Source organism: Mumia xiangluensis (assembly GCF_010994095.1).
Taxonomy (GTDB): Bacteria; Actinomycetota; Actinomycetes; order Propionibacteriales; family Nocardioidaceae; genus Mumia; species Mumia xiangluensis.
This window is the reverse complement of sequence record NZ_WJYO01000001.1, coordinates 789,837-811,202: the sequence shown is the minus strand read 5'-3', so window position 1 is coordinate 811,202 and position 21,366 is coordinate 789,837. Positions and strand designations below refer to the sequence as shown.

The following is a 21,366-nucleotide window of genomic DNA, read 5'->3' as shown; positions in this document are numbered from 1 at the left end:
CGCTAGCCATCCAACCTCTGCCTCAGGGCGCGGCGCCGACGCCCGACCGGCGCAGCCACCTGGCGCCCGGTCGAGCGCTCAGGCGCGAGCATGTGTCGCATAGCTGGTACGGCGCTCATCACCATCAGCCTGGTCGGCGCGGTGACCGGATTCTTCTTTGCCGACAGAATGTGATCAGGTTTAGCGTGGGCAACGCGTCGCATACGGGCGACTCAGAGGTCAACTGGTCGGATCTGTCGTTGGCGCGCTGGTGGGCTCAGTGGCTAATTTCGCAGCCACGGTCGTCGCAGCCTTGCTCGGCATGGCCGTCGCCCGCGCCACCGGGTTCGCGCTGGCGAGGCGAAGACGCGCTCTGCACCCATTCGGCGGATCCGATCGCGTGATTCTGGGAGCGGAACGACGCGATTCGACGAGGACGACATGACGGTTGTGTGGTCATGGCCGACTCACACGTCGTCGGCGTCGTCCTGACATGCCAGAGGCGGACACGTCGGGGGCCTCCTCGGACGATCTCAGTTGGCCAGCCGCGCGGCCAGGCCCGAAGATCGCTGGGCAGTTGCCTCCACGGCCTGACGCACGGCGTCGCGGCTGCCGACGATAGTGAGGTGCTGCTCCGCGCGAGTGATCGCGGTGTACAGCATCTCGCGGGTCAGTAGCCGGGAGCGGGGCGGCGGGACGATGACGACGACGTTCTCGGCCTGGCTCCCCTGAGCCTTGTGCACGGTCATCGCGTGCATGGTCTCGATGTCGGACAGGCGCCACGGCGCGAGCGACAGGAATCCGCTCGCCGTCTCGATGACCGCGAGAGGGCCGTCGTCGGTTCGGATGATGACGCCGGCATCGCCGTTGCGGACACCGAGCCCGTAGTCGTTGCGCGTGACCAGGATCGGTCGACCGACATACATCGTCTGCAGCGCCACCTCCGGCGCCCGCTCGGCGAGTGCACGCTCGACGAGCTGGTTCCAGCGCCGGGTGCCGAAGGGCCCCGTACGGTGTGCGCACAGGAGGCGGTTGGTCCCCACATGCGCGAGAGCGCCGACGCTGTCGCCGTCCAAGGCGAGCTCGCGGAGTCGTACAGCGTGCTCGACGACCTGCGGCAACAGGTCGAGCCCCGGCTCGTCAGTCTCGATGAACGTGACGCCCGTCGTGGCAGTGTCGACGGCGTCGAGCACCGCCTCCGCGTCACCGGTCCTGAACGCGGCCGCAAGCCCCGCACGGTCCTCACGCAGCCGGTGGTTCTCCGTCAGCCGTACGACACTCCCGCCGGGCTCGAGGCCGCGTACGAGGTCGGCGAGAACCGAGCCAGCCTCGACGGACGCCAGCTGGTCGGGATCCCCAACCAAGAGTAGCCGGGCCGACGGCGCCAGCGCCTCGACCAGTCGCGCCATCATGCTCAGCGAGACCATCGAGGCCTCGTCCACGACGACCAGGTCGTGCGGCAGCGGGTTGCGGGCGTCGTGCCGGAACCGTTGGCTGTTGCTTGGCTTGCTGCCCAGCATGCGGTGCAGGGTCATCGCGGGGCTGATCGACGAGGCGTGGGCCAGCTCGTCCTCCAGCACCTCGTTCATCCTCGCTGCAGCCTTGCCCGTGGGTGCGGCGAGACCGATACGGAGTGTCTGCCCGCTGCTGTCGCCCAGCGCGCGGATGACTGTCGCGATCGTGTACGTCTTCCCCATCCCGGGCCCGCCCGTCAGGACCGTAGTGGCGCGTTCGGCGACGCGGCGTACGGCCGCCTTCTGCGCGTCATCCAGCGTCCTGTCGCGTACGACGTCCTCGACTACCTCCATGTCCACTGGCAACACGCTGGTGGCGCCTCGCCTGCGCAGCGCGTCAGCGATGAGCCGTTCGTCGCCGTGATAGCGGTCGAGGTACACCAGTCCGAGATCGACGCGCAGCACGCCGGCGGCGACGAGAGGACTAGAACGTACGGCCTCCAGCCACGCTCCCGACTCGGGGAGCTCCACGGTGTCGCCCACGGTCGGTGGCTCCCCGTCGACGTCGTCCTCGTCGTCGAGGTCCGCGGTCAGTGCGGCGACCGAGTTGAGCGAGAGCGCAGTCGAACCGTCCCGGACGGCACGTACGGCGAACGCCAGCGCGAGCGCAGCATCGCCGCCGACCTCCTCACCGAGCTGGCGGCAGATTCGCGTGGCGACGACGCAGTCGCTGCCGTCCAGGAAGCCCGCCTCGTTGAGGGTCGCCAGCCGCCCCTCGGCGACGACAGTGACGGCTGGGTCCGCGGTCATCGCACCCCCTCCCGCGTACGACCGTCGAGCACGGCCGACAGGTCTTCGAGCAGCGCCGACGGTGGACGCCACGAGAACACCCCGCACGGGTGCCCGTCCACCAGCGGGGTGTCGGGGCCGGCCATGCCGCGGAGGTACAGGTACATCACGCCGCCCAGGTGCACGTCGGGGTCGTACGCCGGGAGCCGCCAGCGCAGATAACGGTGGAGCACGACCGAGTACAGGATCGCCTGCAGCGGGTACGTCGAGTGCGTCATCGCCTCGGCCAGCCGCGCTGGCGCGTACTCGGCGAGGGTCAGCTCGGCGTCGGTCGGTCCGAGCCAGTTGGTCTTGTAGTCGACGACGTAGAACTTGCCGTCGTGCCGGAAGGTGAGGTCGATCGAGCCGGTCAGATAGCCCAGCAGCGCCTGACCGCCGAGCTCCTCTCCGTCGAGGGCATCGGCGTACGCCCGCAGCGGGTCGCCGGCCGGCAGGTGCTCGCGCAGGATCGGCGCCATCGCCCCCAACCGCGCGTTCGCGTGAGGGCGATCGCCACCCGCCAACGGCAGCTCGAAGTCCATCTCCGCGAACCGATCCGTACGCGGCAGGTCGACCAAGGTCACGCCGTCTGCCAGCGGCCCCAGCGACGTCGTACAGACGGCTTCGAGCGCCGTGGCCAGCGCGTCGGGGTCCACGTCGACCGGCCACCACGTCAGGTGTTCGCGGGTGCGGTCGGCGAGATCGCGATGCAGGTCGTCGGCCTGGAAGTCGGCGTCCTCCAGCACCGCGTGCACCAACGATCCGAACGTGGTGCCGACGGGCATCTGCGCCATCGGTGAGGGAACGTCGCCGCCGACCAACGCGCGCGGGCCGGCGGCAGTGAGGGGTTCCTCGTCGTCGCGTCCCACCGCATCGGCCTCGGGCTCTGAGGTGGCCGAGCCCGAGTCGTGCGAGGCCGCGGTCAGCGACGAGTACGACGTTCGGCGCCACACCTGGTCGACCCAAGAGCGGTCGAAACCCCGCACTGCCAGGGGTGTCGTCGCCTGCTCGGCCGGGACCTCCGGCGCGCGCCGATCGCCGTCGACCTCGGTGAGGCTGAACGCGCCGTGAGCCGCCCAGGTCTGGAGGATGTGCTCGGAGGTCGCTCCGTCCTTCAGCGGCACCTGCTCAGCAGGAACCACCACGTCACCATCGCCACCCTGTGCGCGAGCAGCAAGCAACGACTCGAGCTGCTCGGCAGAGTCGGCCTGTCCGAACAGGAGCCTGTGCAGGGCCGAGTTGGCGGTGTTCCACGTGGGAGCCCACCAGACGACGACCTGCGACTGGGCCCGCGTCATCGCGACGTACGCCAGGCGCATGTTCTCGCCGAGCGCCTCGGAGCGGTGCTCGGGCTTGTTCACCTCGGTCGAATCGAAGGAGAGCACCCGTTGCCCGTCGCGGTGGATGATCGCGGGCGTCGGGTCGTCCCGCATCCAGTGGTCGAACAGGAATGGCGCGTACACGATCGGATACTGCAGGCCCTTGCTGCCGTGGATCGTCGACAAGGTGACGGCCAGGGCGTCGGAGTCGAGCCGCATGATCCGCGACGCCGCGGTGGTCGCCGTGTCGTCCGCGCTCTGCTGCCTGAGCCAGGCGACCAGGCTCGGAAGCGCACGTGTCCCGTCGAGTACGTGCTCCTGCAGGAGCTGGGCGCAGTGCTCGATGTCGGTCAGATCGCGCTCGCCTCCGACCTGCGACAACACGCGCGCGTCGAGACCCTGGCTGCGAGCAACGTCGAGTACGGCGGCGATGGCGCCGCGGTGATACGCCGCGACCAGGGAGCGCACCTGTGCAGAGATCGCCTCCGTCCCCTGGTCCCCGTCGGCATCCAGCTGCTCCACCGTCCACCCGAGGAACGGCGTGAGCGCCGCCAGGCGAAGGCGTTCGGGGCGGTGCGGCTGCTCCAGCGCCATCATCAGGTGAAGCCACCATTCAGCGGCGATCGTACGAAGGACCGACTCGCTGGAGACCAGGACGGACGGGATCCCGCGCGTACGCAGCGCCGTCCGCATAAGATGCAGGTCGCGGTTGGTGTGCGCCAGGACCGCGATGTGCTGGGGTCGTACCGGAGAGTCGTCGAACGTGGCGCCGGAGGTGAGCAGGCGCGCGATGTCGGCGGCAGCGTCGGCGCAGACGTTCTCTCGTACCGTCCCGATCGCGAGCTTCTTGCTGCTCAGCATCGCCCGCAGCCGGAGAGGGCTGTTGTCCGGCGCTCCCTGCAGCCGGTGCGCCGTCCTCTGGGCGGTGATCGGGTGGGCGACGATGCCAGGCGAGAGCTGGACGTTCGCCATCAGCCGTTGCAGCGCGTCGACCAACGGCGCATCGCTGCGGTAGTTCGTCGGCAGCGACGTCCGCGTCGTCGCCGTCTTGGCGGCGAGCAGGTACGTGGCCACGTCGCCGCCGCGGAACGCGTAGATCGCCTGCTTCGGATCGCCGATCAGGACGAGCGTCTTACCCCCCGCTGGTTGAGCGAGCGAAGCCTCCGTTGGTTGAGCGAGCGAAGCGAGTCGAAACCCCTCATCGTCGGTCGCGAACACCCTGGAGAACACCTGCCACTGCACCGGATCGGTGTCCTGGAACTCGTCGACCAGTACGACCGACCAGCGTTCGCGCATCCGCCGCCGTGCCGGGCTGTCGTCAGCCTCCAACGCGTCGGCGAGCTCGCTGAGGAGGTCGTCGTAGCCGAGCAACGCCGCCCTGCGCTTGCGCCGCGTGACCTCGGCGCGGACCTTCTCGACGAAGGCCAGCCGTGTCGCGATGGGCCCGGTCGGGTTGGCGGGCGACAGCACCGCGCCTGGGTTGTCGAGTGCGATCTGCGCGTCGGTCTGGGCCTGCTTGTAGTCGAGCGTCGCGCCCGTCGCGTGCTCGGCGAGGTAGAGGTCGTCGACGACGTCCGCCTGCAGCTCGGTCAGGTCCTCCGCCAGCGTCGCGTACGAGTCGGAGTCGCCGGCAACGCCCAGGCCCTTCAGCACGTAGTGACAGAACTGGTGGATGGTCGCGATGGTCGCCGTGTCGAAGTCGGCCACGGCGGTGGCGAGGCGATCGATGCGCACCGCGAGCTCGTCGGCGGTGCAGTCGCGGAGGTGGTTGATCAGGACGTCGTCCGTGGCATCGCCCCGTTGCAGGATGGCGAGCGACTCCGCCATCCGAGCCCGGACGCGTTCGCGCAGCTCCTGGCTGGCCGCGCGGCTGAAGGTGACGATCAACAGCTCGGCGAGCGACCGGCCTTGCTCTGCGACGTACCGGACGACGAGCGCCGACAGCGTCCATGTCTTGCCGGTGCCCGCGCTCGCCTCGATGAGCGTCGTCCCCGACGGGAGTGGCGCGGTGATGTCGAAGCTGGTCATCGCGTCGGTCATGCCTCGCCCCCGTGCTCGTGGATCGGGTTCCAGATGCGCGGCCCGAAGTGTTCGAGGCCGCGGAGACGGTTGAGGTCCTCGACTCGCGACTGCGGTCCGAGGACGAATCGCCACCACGGGTCGTCGTTCTCGCCCGAGTACCTGCCGCCTTCCCAGACTTGACGGGCGCGGTCGAGCGACAGCGCCACTCCGTACGGGTCGCCGGGCTGAGTCCTGCGATAGGCGAGGGCGAACGCGCTCGCGGTCTTCGGGGCGACGCCCATCGGGAATCGCATCCCGGATTGCCGGGCCTGTACGAGGTCGGCGAGCCGCACCTCGGCCTCTGCCGGATCGGGTGAGGTGAGTCGGAGGCCGCCCTTCTTGCCGAGCAGCTCGGCGGTGTGCTCGCGCTCGGGTTCGGTCGCGGCGAGCGCCAGGAGGCGTACCCACGCGGCCACGATGTGCTTCGCGCTGATGGTGGAGTACGTGCGTACCCACACCGTGTCGCCATGGATAGCGCTGACCACGCCGGTCAGCCGTACGGTGTCGCCGCCCCCGGCAGTCAGCAGGTCGAGCCGGATGTCCACCGACCGCGGCGGGTCAGTGCCACGGTCGGCCGCGATCGCCGTCACCTTGGCCGCGATGTCGTCGCGTACGGAATGACCCAGCGCGCCCGGCGGGAAGCTTCCGCGTACGACTTCCCGGTCGAGGGCGTCCTCGAGCGCCGTACCGTCGAGCACCTCGCGCAACACCCGCTCGCCGATGTCCCACTGCTCCAGCCCGCCGAGGGCGATCGGCAATGAGTCGTTCGTCTCGTCCGCATCCCGCGGCACCACCACGTCGAGGCGGTTCCGCAGGAACTCGCGCGCCGGATTCTGGAGGAACGCCACCAGCTCATCGAGCGTGACATCGGAGGCGGGCTGCGGCGACAGGGGCTTGTCGAGGAATGCCTGCTTGGCAGGCGGGTCCGCACGGAAGGCACGCAGCGCCTCGGCTCCCGCGAGGGCGGCGGTGTCGAACGTGCCCCCAGGCACCGGGCCGTCGGGTCGGAAGTTGCGCTCGTCGAACGCCTGCAGCGGGTGGTGCCGTACGAAGCTCGGCTCGGCGGCGCCGTCGTCTCCCGGCGCTGTCGCCGTGCGGGCTGCTGCTGCGATCAGTTCTTGCAGCGGTACGGCCGGTGGGCGGCGGGTGCCATTGTGCTCGTCGAAGCCGGAGTAGATCGCCACGAAGTGCTCGCTGGCGGCCATCACGGCGTCGAGCAGAAGCTGACGGTCTTCGCTGCGTGCGTCGCGCTCGCCGACCTGGGGACGGCGGGCCAGGACGTCGTCGCCGTCGACCACCGGCGAGCGCGGATAGACACCGTCATCGACGCCGAGCACCACCACGGCCTTGTGCGGCACCGACCGCATCGGCACCATCGTGCACACCGTGACCGCACCGCTGCGGAAGTTGGCTCGGGTGGGCCGTGCGCCCCACCGCTGGTCGAGGAGCACCCGGATGTCGTTGAGACGGAGGGTCGTATGGTCGCCGGCCGTCTCGCCGATCGCGTCGAGGTCGCGGGCGAGCTGGGCGAACTGCCACTGCTCGTCGGGAGGAGTGTCGGCGAGGACCTCGATGGTTTCGCGCAGCCATCGCATCCACGCAGCGGCCGAGAGGGTGCCGCGTACGGCGTCGGCGGCGCGCTTGAGTCGCTCCATCAGCTCCAGGAAGCGGCCGACGACCTCGATGTCGCGACTGCCGATGTCGTCGACGGGTACGCGCGCGGCTGACGGACCGTCGGTGTCGGCGGCGACCGCGACTCCGAGGGAGATGCGGTCCATGCCGCGCGTCCACGTGTTCGCGTCGAGGCCGGCCAGCTGGTACTCGCCGCGGTGACCCGCGTCGTACCCCCATCGCACTCCCGCGTCGGTGACCCACCGGCTGACCCGTTCCAGGTCCTCCTCGTCGAACCCGAACCGCGCCCGTACGGCGTCGTGGCTCGCGAGGTCGAGCACCTCGGAGACGGTCATCCGCCCGGCGACGATGCTGACGACGCGATGGGCCAGATCGATCAGCGGGTTGGTCGCGCCGAGTGCGCGGTCGGCGAGCTGCACGCGGAGCTGTTGGCCGGGATGGTACGAGGTGGGGGTCGCTCCCGGCGCGGAGACGAGGCTGAGTCCGAACGTGGCCTGGATGAGCGGCGCGAACGTCTCGATGTCCGGGCACATCACGAGGATGTCCCGCGGCTGCAGTGCGCCCTGGCCTTCGGCGAGGAGGGCGGTCAGGACTTCGCGGAGCACCTCCACCTGGCGGGCCGGGCCGTGGCAGGCGTGCACCTGGATCGAGAAGTCGTCGGCCGTGGTGGTCCGCGTCTCGTCGGGGGCGCGGTTGGCGCGGATGTCGGCCTGGAGAAGCGCGAGGCGATCTGTCCTGCTCGTCGGCGTGGAGTCGAGCGGGTCGTGGACGGTGACGCCGTCGGTGCTCAGCACCGCCTGAAGCTCGCGGACGTCGCGACCGAGCGTGGCGAGCAGCGGGTGCTTGGCGTGGCGGGCCGTACGGTCATCGACGCGCGCGCCTGAGGTGGTGTTGTCCTCGAGGTCGGACCACAGCTGCGGAGATGGGTGGGGCAGCCAGAGGTGGAGCTCGCGGCCCTTGCCCAGGGCCACGACCAGCTCGCGGTCGGAGGCGGCGAGGCGGGTGTAGCCGAAGAACGACAGGCGTTGCGGAAGGTCGAGGGCTTTCGTTCCGGAGGCCAGCTCGTCGACCACGCGCCGGTGACGTTCGGTTACGGACTCGGTCAGGTCGTGTCGTTCGCGTACGAGCTCGACCGTCCGCCGCCACAGGATCGGCTGCCAGAGGAAGTCGTCGGGCAGCGCGCCGCCCACGCCGTCGGAGGGTGTGTTGTTCTCCCAGTCGTCGAGCATGTGAGGGCGCTCTCGCGCGTACGAGGCGAACAATCCGGCGATCCTTCGCGCCACGGCGTACCGGCGCGACTGACGAGCCTTGCGTTCCCACTCGGCCCGCGGGTTGCCGACGATCTCTGGGCCCGCGCCGAGGTGGTGGGTGAGTGCGTCGAAGCGAGGGGAGCCGCTGAGCTCGTCGATTGCCTCGAGGGTCGGCCACACCAGGCGGTCAGCCTGCCACGGGTCATCGCGGTCACGGCCGAGCAGCATGCTGATGAGCGACTGCGGAGCCATGATCTGCAGGCCCGCACAGACGCCGTCATCGCCTGCCGTTGTCCCGAGCGCGTGGGAGAGCTGCTGCGCCAGCCAACGCTCCACGCCGCGTGCCGGGACGACCACTACTTCGGGCGTGAAGACGTCGGCGGGGTCATCGCGCAGCATCGAGGCGAACTCGCGCACCAGCACCTCCGGCCGATCGCCCCGGTGCACGTTGATCCCCACGCCGTGACCCTAACCAACCCGCAACGCAAACAACCCCCACTCGGCGACGGAATGTCGCCGTAGCATGGCGCGATGCTCTCCCGCCGGGATCGCCCACAGCCTGAGGACCCCAGCGTCGCGCTCGTCGAGCGGATCCTCGATGCGGCCGCCGCACCATCAGTTGGCGCGCAAGCGCTGCGAGACGAGCGGCTGGTTGCGACATACGCGATCTGGTTGTGCGCGTGCGAAACGTTGGACGATTCGCCAGTCTGGCTCTTGTACGCAATTGGGCAGGACAGCATCGGTTGGTGCCGACTCGGCGAGAGGGAAATCTCCGAGGTCGTCGATGCAGCGCACGTCACGGGCTGCCACCCCGAGCCTGCCGGGGTGCTGAAGTGGTTGCGCGGCGAATGGCCGTATCCGTGGCGTGGCCCCGCTGACTTCCCTGAACACTCCTTCATCTACAACGAACTGCGTCGTCGGATCATCGCTCCCTAGTGCCGATGACGTTGTCGGGGACTTGTCGATGACGATTCCGTACGAGTCCCCGCGCGGGCCGTGCCGTTCTGGAAGGCATCGATGCAGTTGCCGCTGACTAGGTTGCCTCCGGGTTACCCCGAGTGTTGAGGGGCGCGATTCAGTGGGGGAGGACCGGCCTGCCAAGACCAGCCTCGGTTGCCCTCGACGATGCATCAGCCGAGTCATTCGCGGCGGATCGACGCGGCCGTTTCGCGGATCGATCCACCGTCTTCGACCTCGAGCCTGAGTTGGGATCCCGCGTGGCGTCCAGGCCGAGGTCGAGGACCCCTTGCCCTTCCTCGATGTTGCGGCGACCCGTCTGCACGAGCGTAGCCAACTCGGCCTCGGTGTGGGCTGAGCCGAGATGCTCGATCACGACCACACGGCGGTTCCTTGCGGGCGATCTGGACAGCGATCGCACCCGAGGCCGTCTTGACCTTCCGCAGGAACACCACGCCCGAAACCTAGCCGCCTTAGTGTGCCACTCCGCCGCCCCGCACCCCGCTGACCAGCACAAACACACCACCAAGCGCGACATCAACCTGCGCAAGTCAGTGTCCGATGTTGCTCTACTTCGTCAGGGAGAGGGCGCCACATGTACACAAGTAGGTCTTGTCAGTGACCTTCCGAATCCACGCGCCACACTGGTCGCAGTGGACCGCCTCATAGAGATGGAGCACATCCTCCGCCAGCACCTCGACGTCACTCCAAGGGATGCTCTCCGCGAAGTCATTGAAGTGGCCGCCGAGCAGGTTCCGGAGGTCCAGACGCTGGTTTACGCTGTCCACCGTTTCGGCAAGGCCCACAGTCCGAAGCAATTTGCACAGTCCAGGCCACATGTCACCAATCGTGTAGCGATCGCCTTCTCTCCGCTTAACACTTGTTTCCACGCGCCAGCTCAGCTCGTGGCAGATCTCCTCTAGCAGGATGCCGACTGCGGCCGATGTCATGCGTTCATCGTGCTGTTCTAGGCCCGCCCTCAGCGTTTCTATGCGTAGCCGTGTGGCACCCGTGACATGGATTCCTTCAGAGAACGTCCAACGCGCGATTGTGCGCTCCACCACGGACCGTCCTCGTCGACTGAACAGCCCTCGGACTTGAGCTAGCCATCCTCTGTCATGACCGGTGATGACGAGCTGCCAGTCCTTGAAGTTTTGCAGCACGTAGTCCATGACGCCCACGCGCACGCTCGCGTCGACGCTCTGCAGAGCGTCGTCCAGAACGAGTACCTTCGCCTGCCCCAGATCTCCCGCCTTTTTGGTTACGGCAAGGAAGAAAAGCAGTGCCACCAAGTCCTTGTATCCCTCACTGAACGCCTGCTGGGGAAGGGCTGCGGTGCCATTGTCGAACCGGACGACGACGTCAAGGCTCATTGGGCCGGACTTGGCTACCAGCACGTCCAAAGCAACCACGTGCTTGGCCCGGGTGATGGTTATGAAGCTGTCCGTGAGCTCGCCGCCCACCGACTGCAACGCGGGAACCACCCGGTCGAACTGAGATTTGTACGCACGAGGATTGAGCAACTCGACGCCTCGTTCGAGCCTCTTCTTGATGGAGCGCAAGCGGTTCTGCGCCTCTCTCAGTTCATGAACGAGTTCCCTGACAGTTTCCGGGAGGGCATCGACGGCCGCCTCGCCGGGCGCGTCACTGACCTCCAGGAGGAGATCGTGCACAAACGCGTCGAGCTCGGTTGCAATGCCCAAGTCCCTACGCTGGTCGGGATAGAGCGTCTGAAGTTGTTCGGCTAGGTCCGCACGCACGACTCGGAGCAAGGAACGTTCCTCCTCCAGGAGCTTCAATTCCTCGTCCGGACGGACCCCGAGCGCGCCCGACGCCTCTGGGAAGTAGTCAAAGAAGACGGCGCCGCGAGAGAGAGCATCGGCATCAAGGAAGCGGAGGATGTCGGCCCGTCGGATCACGATGGGGGCGATTCTGAAGCCGGCTCGGACATCAAGATGTGAAGGGGTGTCTCGACCGTTGCCGTTCGTCACGAGTGAGCGCTCGACTCGGCTGCCGTCACTCAGCGTGACATTGGCTGCCGCCTTTGGCGACAACAGATTGCGCACTTTCGGTCGCAACCCACTTGTGAAGTCTGACGACCGATCCACACGCCCCTGGAGGGCGAACTCAAGGCCATCAACAAGGGTTGACTTGCCGACCCCGTTATCTCCCCAAAGGAGGATGTCGACGGGCTTGCCGTTCTTTGTCAGGTCCAAAGCCACCCGCGCTGGCGATCCTCTGAAGCCGACGACGGACACCTCTGTTACCCGGAGCTTGGCATCGGACCGGTCGTACTCCGGCAACCGATCGACCGGCGCACTGCTTGTTGCCGAAGACGCTATGCGGGCCAGCCGCGTGGCCACGTCCAGGTCCAGCGGCGTACGGTCCTCGATCCGTATGCGATCAGCCGCGGGCGCAACAACGAATTTCGTTGTGGCAGTCACTTGATCAACGAAGGTTCGCCACTCCTGCGGCGTACATCCCGTGAGCTCGGTCAGGTGACGAGCGTTGATGTGCCCACCATTGCTTACCCACTGGCGCAGCGACCTTGGGAATCCTTCGACTCCGCCGTTCACCTCGTGAACCATCTGTCGACCGGTGGCCGACCTTTTCGGTACCGAAGCCCCCCTGATCAGCCAGGCCAGTGCGACGATGACTCGTTGGTGGTTCTTGGGCGTCGACTGTTTCAAGGCAATCTGGATCGCACGACGCAGCAATTCCAGGGAGGCCTTCGCCGCTGGTTCGTAGTTCTGATGCTTGATGTAGTCGAAACGACGGCTGTCGAGTTGCTCGTCGGTCAGGCGGTCGAACCGAGGCCCCAGAGATCGGGGATTGCGAGAGCGGTGCAGAGCCTCACCGATTCGGGAGATGGCCTCGTAGGTTGAGGGAAGATCTACCTGAGTCATGTCAGACGCCTCCTGGGCCTTCGCCCGGCTTGTTAGGCAGCAAGACTTCTTGATCCTCACCAGGTCCGATGACCGCGCCGTTCTCCAGAACCTTCGCGGTGGGTATGTTGCAGGAACGCCACACTTGGATGATCTCGTCGCGGTCGTCGATCGCTAACCGTGGCCGGAAGCGGCGAGTGATCCGCTCGGCGATTTCCCGTTTGATGACCGCGTCCGGACGGTAGTCGCCGTTTGCTCTCAGGAACATCTCGTCGTAGGCGATGGCGTGCTCATCCAGCCACAGGGCGGTCAGGAACGCCCAACGTGCTTCGCGAGCGGAGACGACCAGAACGAGGTGTCCGTCGTCGCGGAACTTCTGAAGCAGCTGCACTACTTCCGGAAACGGTGGGCACTCCAGCGATCCGGAATGAAATGCCGCGAAGTCTCGACGGAACGAACCACCGTTCGGTGGCTTCTTCACGAAGTGGCTGACTGCGCGCACATCGCACAAAGTCCCGTCCATGTCGACAACCACGGCGGCTGGCAAGTCAGCTGCAAACGCCCCCGAGGTCACCCCCGAAAGTTATCGGATCCCTGCCCGTGGCGCCGCCGTTTCGGGACCAAACCGCGGTTTCGCGTTCCACTATGTGATCGGCCGGGGCCTAGGTGACGACTCCTCCGTCACCCGATAGCCGCGCAAGACGGCCATCGCGTCGACGGGACGCCATGCTGCTGCTTGCACGATCGCCGTGTGTCGGGATCCCGCGTGGCGAACGCGTAGTGGTGCTCACGGCCGACCCACCGGCAGGCAGCGCTGCCAGCTGGCGCCGGGAAGGTTCGCCGCGATCGCCTCGACCAGGCCACGGTGGGCGTCGGAGGTGACCAGCCGGATCCCGGACAGGCCTCGGGCGACGAGGTCGGCGAAGATCTCGTTCCGCGCCGCACCGGTCTCAGCGGTCGCCACACGCATGCCGAGGACCTCACGGTGGCCGTCGTTGTTGACCTGGAGTGAGCAGCACGACGGCGTTGATCACCCGGCCGCCCTCGCGGACCTTCATCGAGCGCGTCGGCGGTGACGAACGTGAACGGTCCGGCCTCGTCGAGCGGACGGTGACGGAAGTCCTCGTCGACCGAGTCGAGGTCGGCGGCCATCCGCGAGACCTGGGACTTCGACAGCGAGTCGATGCCCAGGGTCTTGACCAGCTTGTCCATCCGTCGGGTGCTGACGCCGACGAGGTAGCAGTCAGCGACCACGGCAATCAGCGCGGTCTCGGCACGCTTGCGGCGCTCGAAGAGCCACTCGGCGAAGTAGGCGCCCTTGCGGAGCTTGTGGATCGATCGCGATATCGATTGTTCCGACCCGGCTATCGAGGTCGCGGCGGCGGTAGCCATTTCGCTGCGCCATCCGCTCCGGCGACGGGCGGCCCCAACCACCGCGTCGGCATCGGCCGACAGCAACGCGTTGATGATCGTCTGCAGCAACGAGCGCATCAGATCCGGGCTGGCCTCGGACAGGGCTTCGCCGAGCAGGCCGGGCAGGTTCGACAATGTGGGGAGCGGCCATCGTGATGACTCCATTCGAGGGTTCTGTGAGAGGTTCACTCGAAGGATCACGCGGTGGCCGCGTCTACGTCCATCACCGACACGGTGACGAACTCAGCGACCGCGCTACACCACTATCAGGAACTCAACTGGTTCGGAGCGTCGCGCCTCGGAGCGAGCGGCCCTCAAAGGGACGTCGAACGCGGCGGAGTGACGCAACGTCGTCCCAACGTGCCTGGCGAACCACCAACGTCGAATATGAAGAGCCGCTTTCACCGAGAGCTTGCGGTAGAGCTCATTGCTGCGACAGGGGCGGGGTGCGCGACTAAGGTTGGATCGTGAGACGACGAGGTCGGCCAAGGATCACGACCTCTGATAGTTCCACCGACACAGACGACGTGTCCGTGAAGGACCTGACTGGCCTCACGGCCGACGCGCTGGACAAGGAGCAGATTGATCAGTTGCATGCTGCCACCCTGCAGGTGTCGGGCAACTGCTTTGAGTTGAAGAAGCTCTGCGCAACTGTCCTGGTCGCCGCAGGAACGCTAATCGCGACTCTCAGCGATCGCGAACTCGATCAAGCGCTATTCGTCGGTGGGCTGGTGGTCGTTCTCGTGTTCTGGACTGCCGACGCACAGAGTTACTACATCCAGGCAAAGTTGCGAGGCAGGATGAAGGAGCTTCAGCAGACACGTGCCCGTCGCATCGCCGATCTCCATGGCTATGTTGCCGACGGTGTCGGGATACCGATCAACCTTCCGCCAGCACGTTGGCGTCGAATCCGTCATGCGTTCTTCAACGCATCGATGCTGTACTACTTCCTGGTTGCTGGGGTGCTGATGAGCGCATGGGTTGCCTACGGGCGTGGCCTAATCCGATGACCATCGCGTTCCTCAGTTATTCCATGCGAGACGGCGCTGTGCACGCAGGTGCCCTGGAGTTGATCGCTGATCAGGTTCGGAAAGCGCACGAGTTCGTCTATGTCGATATCCTCCACAACAACGATCCTTTGCCCCAAGCACACCTGGAACACGTACTGCGCAACTCGACGACGCTTTACGCCCTGCAGACACCCGCGTTCTCGTCGTCACCCTGGGTGCGGCGCGAACTGACACTCGCCAAGCGACTGGGGATTGAGATCACGCCGATTAGCCTCGCGGCTGACGGAGCAGCGCCGAGTCGCGGCGAATCATCGCAGCCTTCATGGCACGGTCGGCACCGCGTCCTCACTACGGGTGTGTAAGGCCTTCTGCTGCGATCCGGCGGGGCCCGCGTGGGCTCAGCCTCCCGCTTCCAGCGCCGCCCACAGTGGCTGGACGCGGTCGCCCTCTGGGGCATAGACGGGGCGCTCGTCGGCGCTGATCACCGCCCGGTCGAGGAGCACCTGCTCGGGAAGCTGGGTGAAGTCGTGTCCCTGGTCATGCCGTACATGGTGCCACTCGGCTCTTCGGGCGCGATCATCGTTGGCGTCCGGAATCCCGTCGGGCTTGAGGGGGCTCATTCGCCGCGGCAAAGGAACACAGACGAGGTTCGCCCTGGCTTGGGGCATAGGTACTGGACCAACTTTAGAAGTCTTAGAGAACCGCGCCCGTCCGAAGGGGCTTATGTTCAAACTTGACTTGAACGCATGCGATCCGGCCCGATCGACCTTGGCGCCCGATTGTGCCGCCGGGGCGGATGGGCCAACCTGCGACTAGCGAGCGGTGAGATCGCGTACCTGGCCCGGCGGAAGGCCCTTGTTCGCCTCCCATATCTCCACCCAGGCGAAGAACTCTTCGGTTGCCTGAATCGCTGCCTCGAGGATCTCAAGCCAGAGCCTCTCGGGCACGAGATCTCGGGGTAGGGGAACGCGGATATGGACCGATCCCTCCTCTCCTGCTCGAATCGTCGTCATCATGTGATTGACCGAGAGGTGAACCCAGCCAGAGGTTTTGTCGTAGACGGTACCTGCCCACGGATGCGTCGCTGCAGCGAGATCCTTGAGCCGAGCATCCGTCAACGATTTGTTTTCGGAGTCCTTGATGTGCCGGAACTGTGTGCCAGCTAGGACCTTCATTGAAAGTTCGTCAGAGTCGCCACACGTTGCGAGGTAATGGGCACGAAAGAGAGTGTCGAGCTGGAGGCGCAGTAGGGGGGCGGCAGCATGCAGGTTAAAGGTATCGACCGCATCTATGAGCGCGTCAATCACACCGAACGTGCGCTGGATCATCGTGATGACGAGGAAGTCCGTCGCGTAGAGGTTGCCGTTGTCCACTTCAAGAACACGGGTGGCGAGGTCAATGGTGTGGACACGGAGCGCGTCGAGGCGCTCTCTCCGAGGAAGCGTCGCCGGGTGGACCTGTGCGCACGACCCATCGCGCACCGGCTTGGGCTCGCGGGGACCTATCAGGGCGTTCACCATTTCCTCATCCTGAACGATCGCGGGGCCTTCTGTCGCCGGTGTATCGCACCACCTTCTACGTGGAGGCGGCGAGATGGACCGGCCCGGGTACGACCTTGAACCGTCGAACTGCAACGCCAGGACACGAGCCGGAAGGAACGCGGCGCAGTGTCGCGACCGGACGGCACGCGGACGGCAAGCGGGCGGATTGACGGTGGCGGAGGGGCCGCCCCAGCGTGCGTAGGGTCCGATCTCGGCTCGGCGAGTTGGTCCCGAGCGAGGATCGTGGACTCAGACAAGTCGCCGCTCGCTCGCCGAGGAGGTTGCCGTGTCTGCCGCCCATCAAGGCGTTCTGGATGTCTGCCGAGGGCGGCATCCACTATCGCGCGGTACCACATTCCCTCTCCTCGCGACGTAGCCGAAACGGGTTTGCCCCGTCCTCCACCTTCCAGAGTGATGATCCGGGACAATGGCGATCATGGGGCGTTCCGGGAATCCAGCGAAGCGCGCACTTCAGGATGCCGCACTAGCCCGCGCAAGGGCGAAGGAAGCGGCTTCCCTGATCAGGGCAACCTTCTACTGTGACGAGAGTGGCTACACCGGCGCTAACTGGGCAGATGCGGATCAGCCGGTATTCGTACACGGTGGCTGGTTGGTCGTGAATAGCGCTCGGGGCGGAATTCTTGACGAAATGTTGGCCCTAAGGGAGCGATTCGGCTTGATTGGTGGGGAGCTAAAGTGGGCGAAGGTCGCAAGGCGCAGGAATTCCTCGGCCATCTATCGCAACCTTTTCGAGCTGATGCTCAAACACGGCGCTCTCCCGTTCTTCTTTGTGATGGACAAGGACTTTCTCCTTGCCGCCAAGACGGTTGAGACATTCTTTGATCCAGCCTATAACCGCCACCTCGACCCTGGGTTTACCGGAGCCTATGAGGAGAAGAAGCAACTTGCTGAGGAGCTCCTGCCTGCCAAGGAAATCCTCGCTGAGTTCGCAACCATGCACCGTGAAGGTGTGGTGCCACCTCGTGAGCGCGTCGGGGCACTCGCTGAGATGATCGCGGAGTGGTTTGAGTTGGGCGGCACGCAGTGGGTCGCCGAGACGCAGCGAGACTACTCAGACCATGAACTCGACGATCTAAGGAGCGAGTTCGGGGCAACGAACTCAATGAGAAGCACGACCGGTCACTCGCTGCCGGGACTGATGCAACTCCTAGAAGGCTTCATGAGGCCACGCGCCATCGCGCTCAGAATCTTGCATGACAACCTGACTCGCTTTGATGACCTCATCGAATTCGTGCAACGGCTGCTCCGGCCGCCTGGGCCGATGGATTCCATGAAACTCGGCAATGGCTCGTTCTACTTCTCTATGCCAACCGTCACCGGATTCGATCTTGTCGATTCGAAGTCTGAGCCCCTCGTGCAACTCGCCGACCTCCTGTGTGGCTTCGTTCGAACCGTCTTCACGAAGGTTAAGAACGGTGAGGAGTTGGACGACGACGAATTGGCGATCTGCTCGGACATTGCAATGGTGCACGTTGAGTACTATTGTTGGGACGCAAACATGCCCGAAGCAATGTGGGAGTCGTTTGCGACACAGGGGTGGGCCGAACTTCGGAGGCGATTCGGGTCCTAGAATGGCAAGATTGATTTCAGTATTTGCCTTTCTCTGATGTCGGAGTAGTCCCAGTCCTAGGCAGCAGATGACTGCGTACATCACCCACGTTCGTTTGAGCCCTCCGAGTTCGAACAACATCACCCGTCACGGATGTGATGTGGTCGCAGAACGGACAGACCGGACACTGCAGTAGAGAGCCGTCACGGTCGACTTCATCGACAAGGGGAACACCGCCTTCGTCAGCGGGAACCCCGACGCTCGGGTGGGCGTAGTGTAGGGGACGCCGCCCTATCTGCGCACATATACAGACGGCAACTGGACGAACAACTTGCTGAGCGTCCCGCGCTTCTGAGATGGGCGGCCTGACGGTGGCACGTGAAGGTGGTGGCCAAGCGCGCGGAACGCAGTGGAATGACCCATGTCTGCCAGGGGATCGCGACTCGATTCGAGCGGGTTCGTCGTCCGTCACAAACGGCGCGCATCCGACGTTGTCGATTCCACACCGCAAGTCGCCTTGGCTGTCGTACGGTCGTGTCTCGTTGTCACAGGCAAAGACGATTAGAACATCCTTCCCCGCGCAGAGAGCGTGACGCCGCCCATGACCGCCAAACCGACTGAATCAACGCCTAAGCGCATGCTGATCGAGTGGGCCAACGGCCACGACGACTGGGTGCGCGAAGCGGTCGCACAAGTGTTGTCGTCTAACCGCGAGCTGTCCGAGACTCAGTTGGCGGCACTCGTCGAACGCTTCCTGATCGAGAAGGACCTCGCCAGCAAGCCAGCGGACTACATCACGGCTGTCCCCAAACTTGAACTCGCTGCCGACGAAGTCTCCGCCGAGGATCTGCTCGAGCTCGGCGAACTCACAAAGGTTGCCGGTGTCAACGCGCTGGCGCAGGGCCAGTCACTGGCCTTCCACCCGAATCTCACCGTGCTATATGGAGAGAATGGGGCAGGCAAGCCTGGTTACTCGCGCGTGTTGAAGCGCCTAGCGGCGGTTCGTACGGCCGAGGACATTCTGCCGAACGCGCACGCAGATGGGACGTCCGCGCCTCCAACCGCTTCCGTCTCCTACTCTCTCAACGGAACCGCGAGCACCATTGATTGGAAGAACGAGGCGGGTGTTGCACCGCTGACACGCATGAGCGTGTTCGATGCGCCCGCGGTGTCTCTCCACGTCGACGGCGATCTGAACTATGTGTTCACGCCCCGCGAGATCGCGCTCTTCACCTATGTCTCGGGCGCGCTCCGTCACGTTCAGGAGACCGTCGAGGTAGAGGCCCGTTCGATCCAACCGTCGGGCAACCCGTTCCTGATCCATTTCCAGCGTGGCACGTCGATCTATCCGAAGATCGAAACTGTCGGAGCGACTACGGATCTCTTGGAGCTGGCGCGCCTCGCCGACGACACTGTTGATGGCGAGGCCCGGGCTGAGAAGCTCGCCGGCGAAGTGGCAGCTCTGAGGGCCGGCAACTTCGATGCGCGCTGTCAAGCGGTCGAGGCTGAGCTGGGGCGGATTGAGGCGTTGTCACTGGCGGCAAAGACTCTCCGTGACTTCAACGTCGAGCAGTACGAGGCGCCGTGCAGCGGTTGAACGACTTGAAGCCGAGCATCGGCGGGCCCGTGCTGAGCTGTTCGAGCCTGGGGAACTGCTTGGCGCCCCCGACGACGAGTGGAGCGCATTCGTCACGGAGGGTGACCGCTACGTGCGCCATCTCGAGCTCAACGACTACCCAACGACATCAGACAGCTGCGTCTATTGCGGCCAGGGGCTGTCGGCCCAGGCAGTCATTCTCATCCAGAAGTACCGCACGTACCTTGATGACGCTCTGGCCCGGCAGCTCCAGGAAGCCAAGCAGGCGCTGATGAGCTCCCAACTGCGTCTCGGTTCGTTGAGCATCGAGGTCCTCAAGGAGCACGCCCGACAGACCGCCTCAGCCAACTCCGCGCCGAGCTACGCACCTGTAGTCGGGGCCCTGATTGCTGACCTCGAAGCCGCGTTCGAAGCTACACGGTCCGGGCGTCCACTCACCGACGGCGTAGAGCTCGCGAAGTCCGCATCGACGACCGACAGGTTGCTATCAGCGGCAGCGACGTCTCTCGCGACGACGCTCGCGGACTTGAACAGTCAGCGAGAGGACCGCGTCGCAGCGCTTACCCGCAAGGAAGCTGAATTGGCGGAACTGGTCGCCCGGCTGGCGCTCGCCCGTCATCTGCCGACGATTCGCACGGCTGTTGGCTCCCACAAACGGGCCGCCAGAATGGACACCCTCACACGCTCGATGTCTGCCGGCATTCAGCGCTCGCTCACCAACCTGTCCAAGCAGGCCAGCGAAGACTTGGTCAACAGGAACTTCGAACGACTGTTTGCCCAGGAGTGCGCCGCCTTGAGCGCGCCGACCGTGGGCCTCGAATTTCAGGGGCGTCGAGGGCAGGCTGAGCGTAAGAAGTCGGTTTCGCAGTACCGTCCGTCAGCAGTCCTGTCGGAGGGCGAGTTGAAGGTCCTCGCGATTGCGGACTTCCTTGCCGAATGCCGGATGACTGGGGTGAAGGCGCCGATCATCTTCGACGACCCGGTAACAAGCCTCGACTATCTCCGCATGGGTGAGGTTTGCGAGCGGATCTCTCGATTGGCCGCCACTCATCAGGTGGTTGTGTTCACCCACAACATCTTCTTTGCATCAACGCTCCTGGGGCTCCGGGATGACCGTAAGCTCGGCTACACGTTCTACGAAGTGCGCGGCAACGATGAAGGCAAGGGATTTCTTCAGGCCGGCGGAAGCCCTCGAAAGGATTCCCCAGCTCAGGTCGGCAAGCGCATCACCAAGGCCATCGAGCTCGCGAAGCAGGCGGCCAGCGAACCATCGCTCCAAGACGCACTAGTCGAAAGCGCCTATGGCGTTCTCCGTACATGGTGCGAGGCCTTCATCGAGCAAGACTTGCTAGCCAACGTGGCGCAGCGGCATCGCGCAAATCTGATGATTGGCGGGCTCGACAAGATCAAGCTTGACCGGTTCGAGGGCGCCAAGACGGCTCTGCTGCCGCTCTTCGATCGGTGCTCCCGATTTATGCCTGGACACAGCCAGTCCGTTGAACAGCTCAACATCAAGCCGTCGCTTGCCGACTTCGAGCGAGATTGGGCCGCTGCGCAGGATATCCGCAAGGCCTACATCTCCGCCTGACGTCGGATGCTCAAAGTCGCCAGCCGGGGCGGACGAGGAAACGTCGCGTCGAGTCAGCGACATGGCCTTGTCGTCGTCCGGGGAGCGGAGCGCGTCCTTCTGGGCGGAATGACTCTGGCGATCACGTCCAACGTCCGTAGCTGCTTCGGGACTACGCGGACTGTAGGACGCCGGCGGTCGAGGGAGTCGCGAAGGGGTTCCGACTGCTACTTCAGCAGCGCCAATGGCAGCGGGTTGGGCGCCCGGGCGTGTCACACCACTGGCGCACTAGGCAGAGCGGGC

Annotated in this window: 14 protein-coding genes and 1 pseudogene; 6 read left to right on the top strand and 9 right to left on the bottom strand. The window is 65.4% G+C overall.

Annotated elements, in window-relative coordinates:
• Positions 1 to 512: 512 nt before the first annotated feature.
• From recD to recC, 3 genes are read right to left on the bottom strand one after another with little or no spacing between them, the layout of a single operon-like run.
• Positions 513 to 2,243 (bottom strand): exodeoxyribonuclease V subunit alpha, encoded by a 1,731-nt coding sequence (gene recD / locus GH747_RS03700; protein ID WP_149768181.1) that lies wholly within the window; start codon positions 2,241 to 2,243, stop codon positions 513 to 515.
• Positions 2,240 to 5,620 (bottom strand): UvrD-helicase domain-containing protein, encoded by a 3,381-nt coding sequence (locus GH747_RS03695; RefSeq protein ID WP_228552759.1) that lies wholly within the window; start codon positions 5,618 to 5,620, stop codon positions 2,240 to 2,242. The genes recD and GH747_RS03695 overlap by 4 nt, the downstream gene beginning before the upstream one ends.
• Positions 5,617 to 8,982 carry an exodeoxyribonuclease V subunit gamma gene (recC, locus tag GH747_RS03690; RefSeq protein WP_149768180.1) on the bottom strand — a complete coding sequence of 1,122 codons (3,366 nt, stop codon included), beginning with the start codon at positions 8,980 to 8,982 and terminating at the stop codon, positions 5,617 to 5,619. Before recC ends, GH747_RS03695 begins: the two co-directional genes overlap by 4 nt.
• A 72-nt stretch (positions 8,983 to 9,054) precedes the next feature.
• Between recC and GH747_RS03685 the strand changes: the two genes are divergently transcribed.
• Positions 9,055 to 9,459, top strand: a complete 405-nt coding sequence (locus tag GH747_RS03685) for a hypothetical protein (protein WP_149768179.1) — start codon at positions 9,055 to 9,057, stop codon at positions 9,457 to 9,459.
• Between the two features lie 265 nt (positions 9,460 to 9,724).
• Here GH747_RS03685 and GH747_RS22485 read toward each other — a convergent pair.
• From GH747_RS22485 to GH747_RS22520, 4 genes and pseudogenes are all read right to left on the bottom strand, one after another.
• A pseudogene (locus GH747_RS22485) lies at positions 9,725 to 9,935 on the bottom strand (IS1634 family transposase); the annotation flags it as partial.
• A 114-nt stretch (positions 9,936 to 10,049) separates the two neighbouring features.
• Entirely contained in the window at positions 10,050 to 12,386 is a 2,337-nt protein-coding gene (locus GH747_RS03680; protein ID WP_149768178.1) for an AAA family ATPase, read from the bottom strand.
• A gap of 1 nt (position 12,387) precedes the next feature.
• Positions 12,388 to 12,939, bottom strand: a complete 552-nt coding sequence (locus GH747_RS03675; protein ID WP_149768177.1) for a phosphatase domain-containing protein — start codon at positions 12,937 to 12,939, stop codon at positions 12,388 to 12,390.
• 107 nt (positions 12,940 to 13,046) lie between these two features.
• Positions 13,047 to 13,913: a transposase gene (locus GH747_RS22520; RefSeq protein ID WP_456085349.1), complete on the bottom strand. Its 867-nt coding sequence runs from the start codon at positions 13,911 to 13,913 to the stop codon at positions 13,047 to 13,049.
• Between the two features lie 398 nt (positions 13,914 to 14,311).
• On the opposite strand from GH747_RS22520, the gene GH747_RS03665 reads away from it, so the two are divergent.
• Together GH747_RS03665 and GH747_RS03660 are read left to right on the top strand one after the other, a co-directional pair.
• Positions 14,312 to 14,788, top strand: a complete 477-nt coding sequence (locus GH747_RS03665; protein ID WP_149768176.1) for a hypothetical protein — start codon at positions 14,312 to 14,314, stop codon at positions 14,786 to 14,788.
• Entirely contained in the window at positions 14,785 to 15,150 is a 366-nt protein-coding gene (locus GH747_RS03660) for a TIR domain-containing protein (RefSeq protein ID WP_149768175.1), read from the top strand. The genes GH747_RS03665 and GH747_RS03660 overlap by 4 nt, the downstream gene beginning before the upstream one ends.
• A gap of 36 nt (positions 15,151 to 15,186) precedes the next feature.
• Here GH747_RS03660 and GH747_RS03655 read toward each other — a convergent pair whose 3' ends face one another.
• Positions 15,187 to 15,408 carry a hypothetical protein gene (locus GH747_RS03655; protein ID WP_149768174.1) on the bottom strand — a complete coding sequence of 74 codons (222 nt, stop codon included), beginning with the start codon at positions 15,406 to 15,408 and terminating at the stop codon, positions 15,187 to 15,189.
• A 192-nt stretch (positions 15,409 to 15,600) separates the two neighbouring features.
• Complete coding sequence (locus tag GH747_RS03650) at positions 15,601 to 16,308, bottom strand: hypothetical protein (protein WP_149768173.1); 708 nt, start codon at positions 16,306 to 16,308, stop codon at positions 15,601 to 15,603.
• Positions 16,309 to 16,765: 457 nt separating this feature from the next.
• On the opposite strand from GH747_RS03650, the gene GH747_RS03645 reads away from it, so the two are divergent.
• The 3 genes from GH747_RS03645 to GH747_RS03630 all read left to right on the top strand — a co-directional run bounded on the left by GH747_RS03645 (position 16,766) and on the right by GH747_RS03630 (position 21,084).
• Positions 16,766 to 17,920: a DUF3800 domain-containing protein gene (locus GH747_RS03645; protein ID WP_163695276.1), complete on the top strand. Its 1,155-nt coding sequence runs from the start codon at positions 16,766 to 16,768 to the stop codon at positions 17,918 to 17,920.
• Between the two features lie 580 nt (positions 17,921 to 18,500).
• On the top strand, positions 18,501 to 19,496 hold the full coding sequence (locus GH747_RS03635) for an ATP-binding protein (RefSeq protein WP_149768171.1): 996 nt from the start codon (positions 18,501 to 18,503) through the stop codon (positions 19,494 to 19,496).
• Positions 19,453 to 21,084, top strand: coding sequence for an AAA family ATPase (locus GH747_RS03630; protein WP_149768170.1), 1,632 nt, complete (start codon positions 19,453 to 19,455; stop codon positions 21,082 to 21,084). Before GH747_RS03635 ends, GH747_RS03630 begins: the two co-directional genes overlap by 44 nt.
• Positions 21,085 to 21,366: the final 282 nt, after the last annotated feature.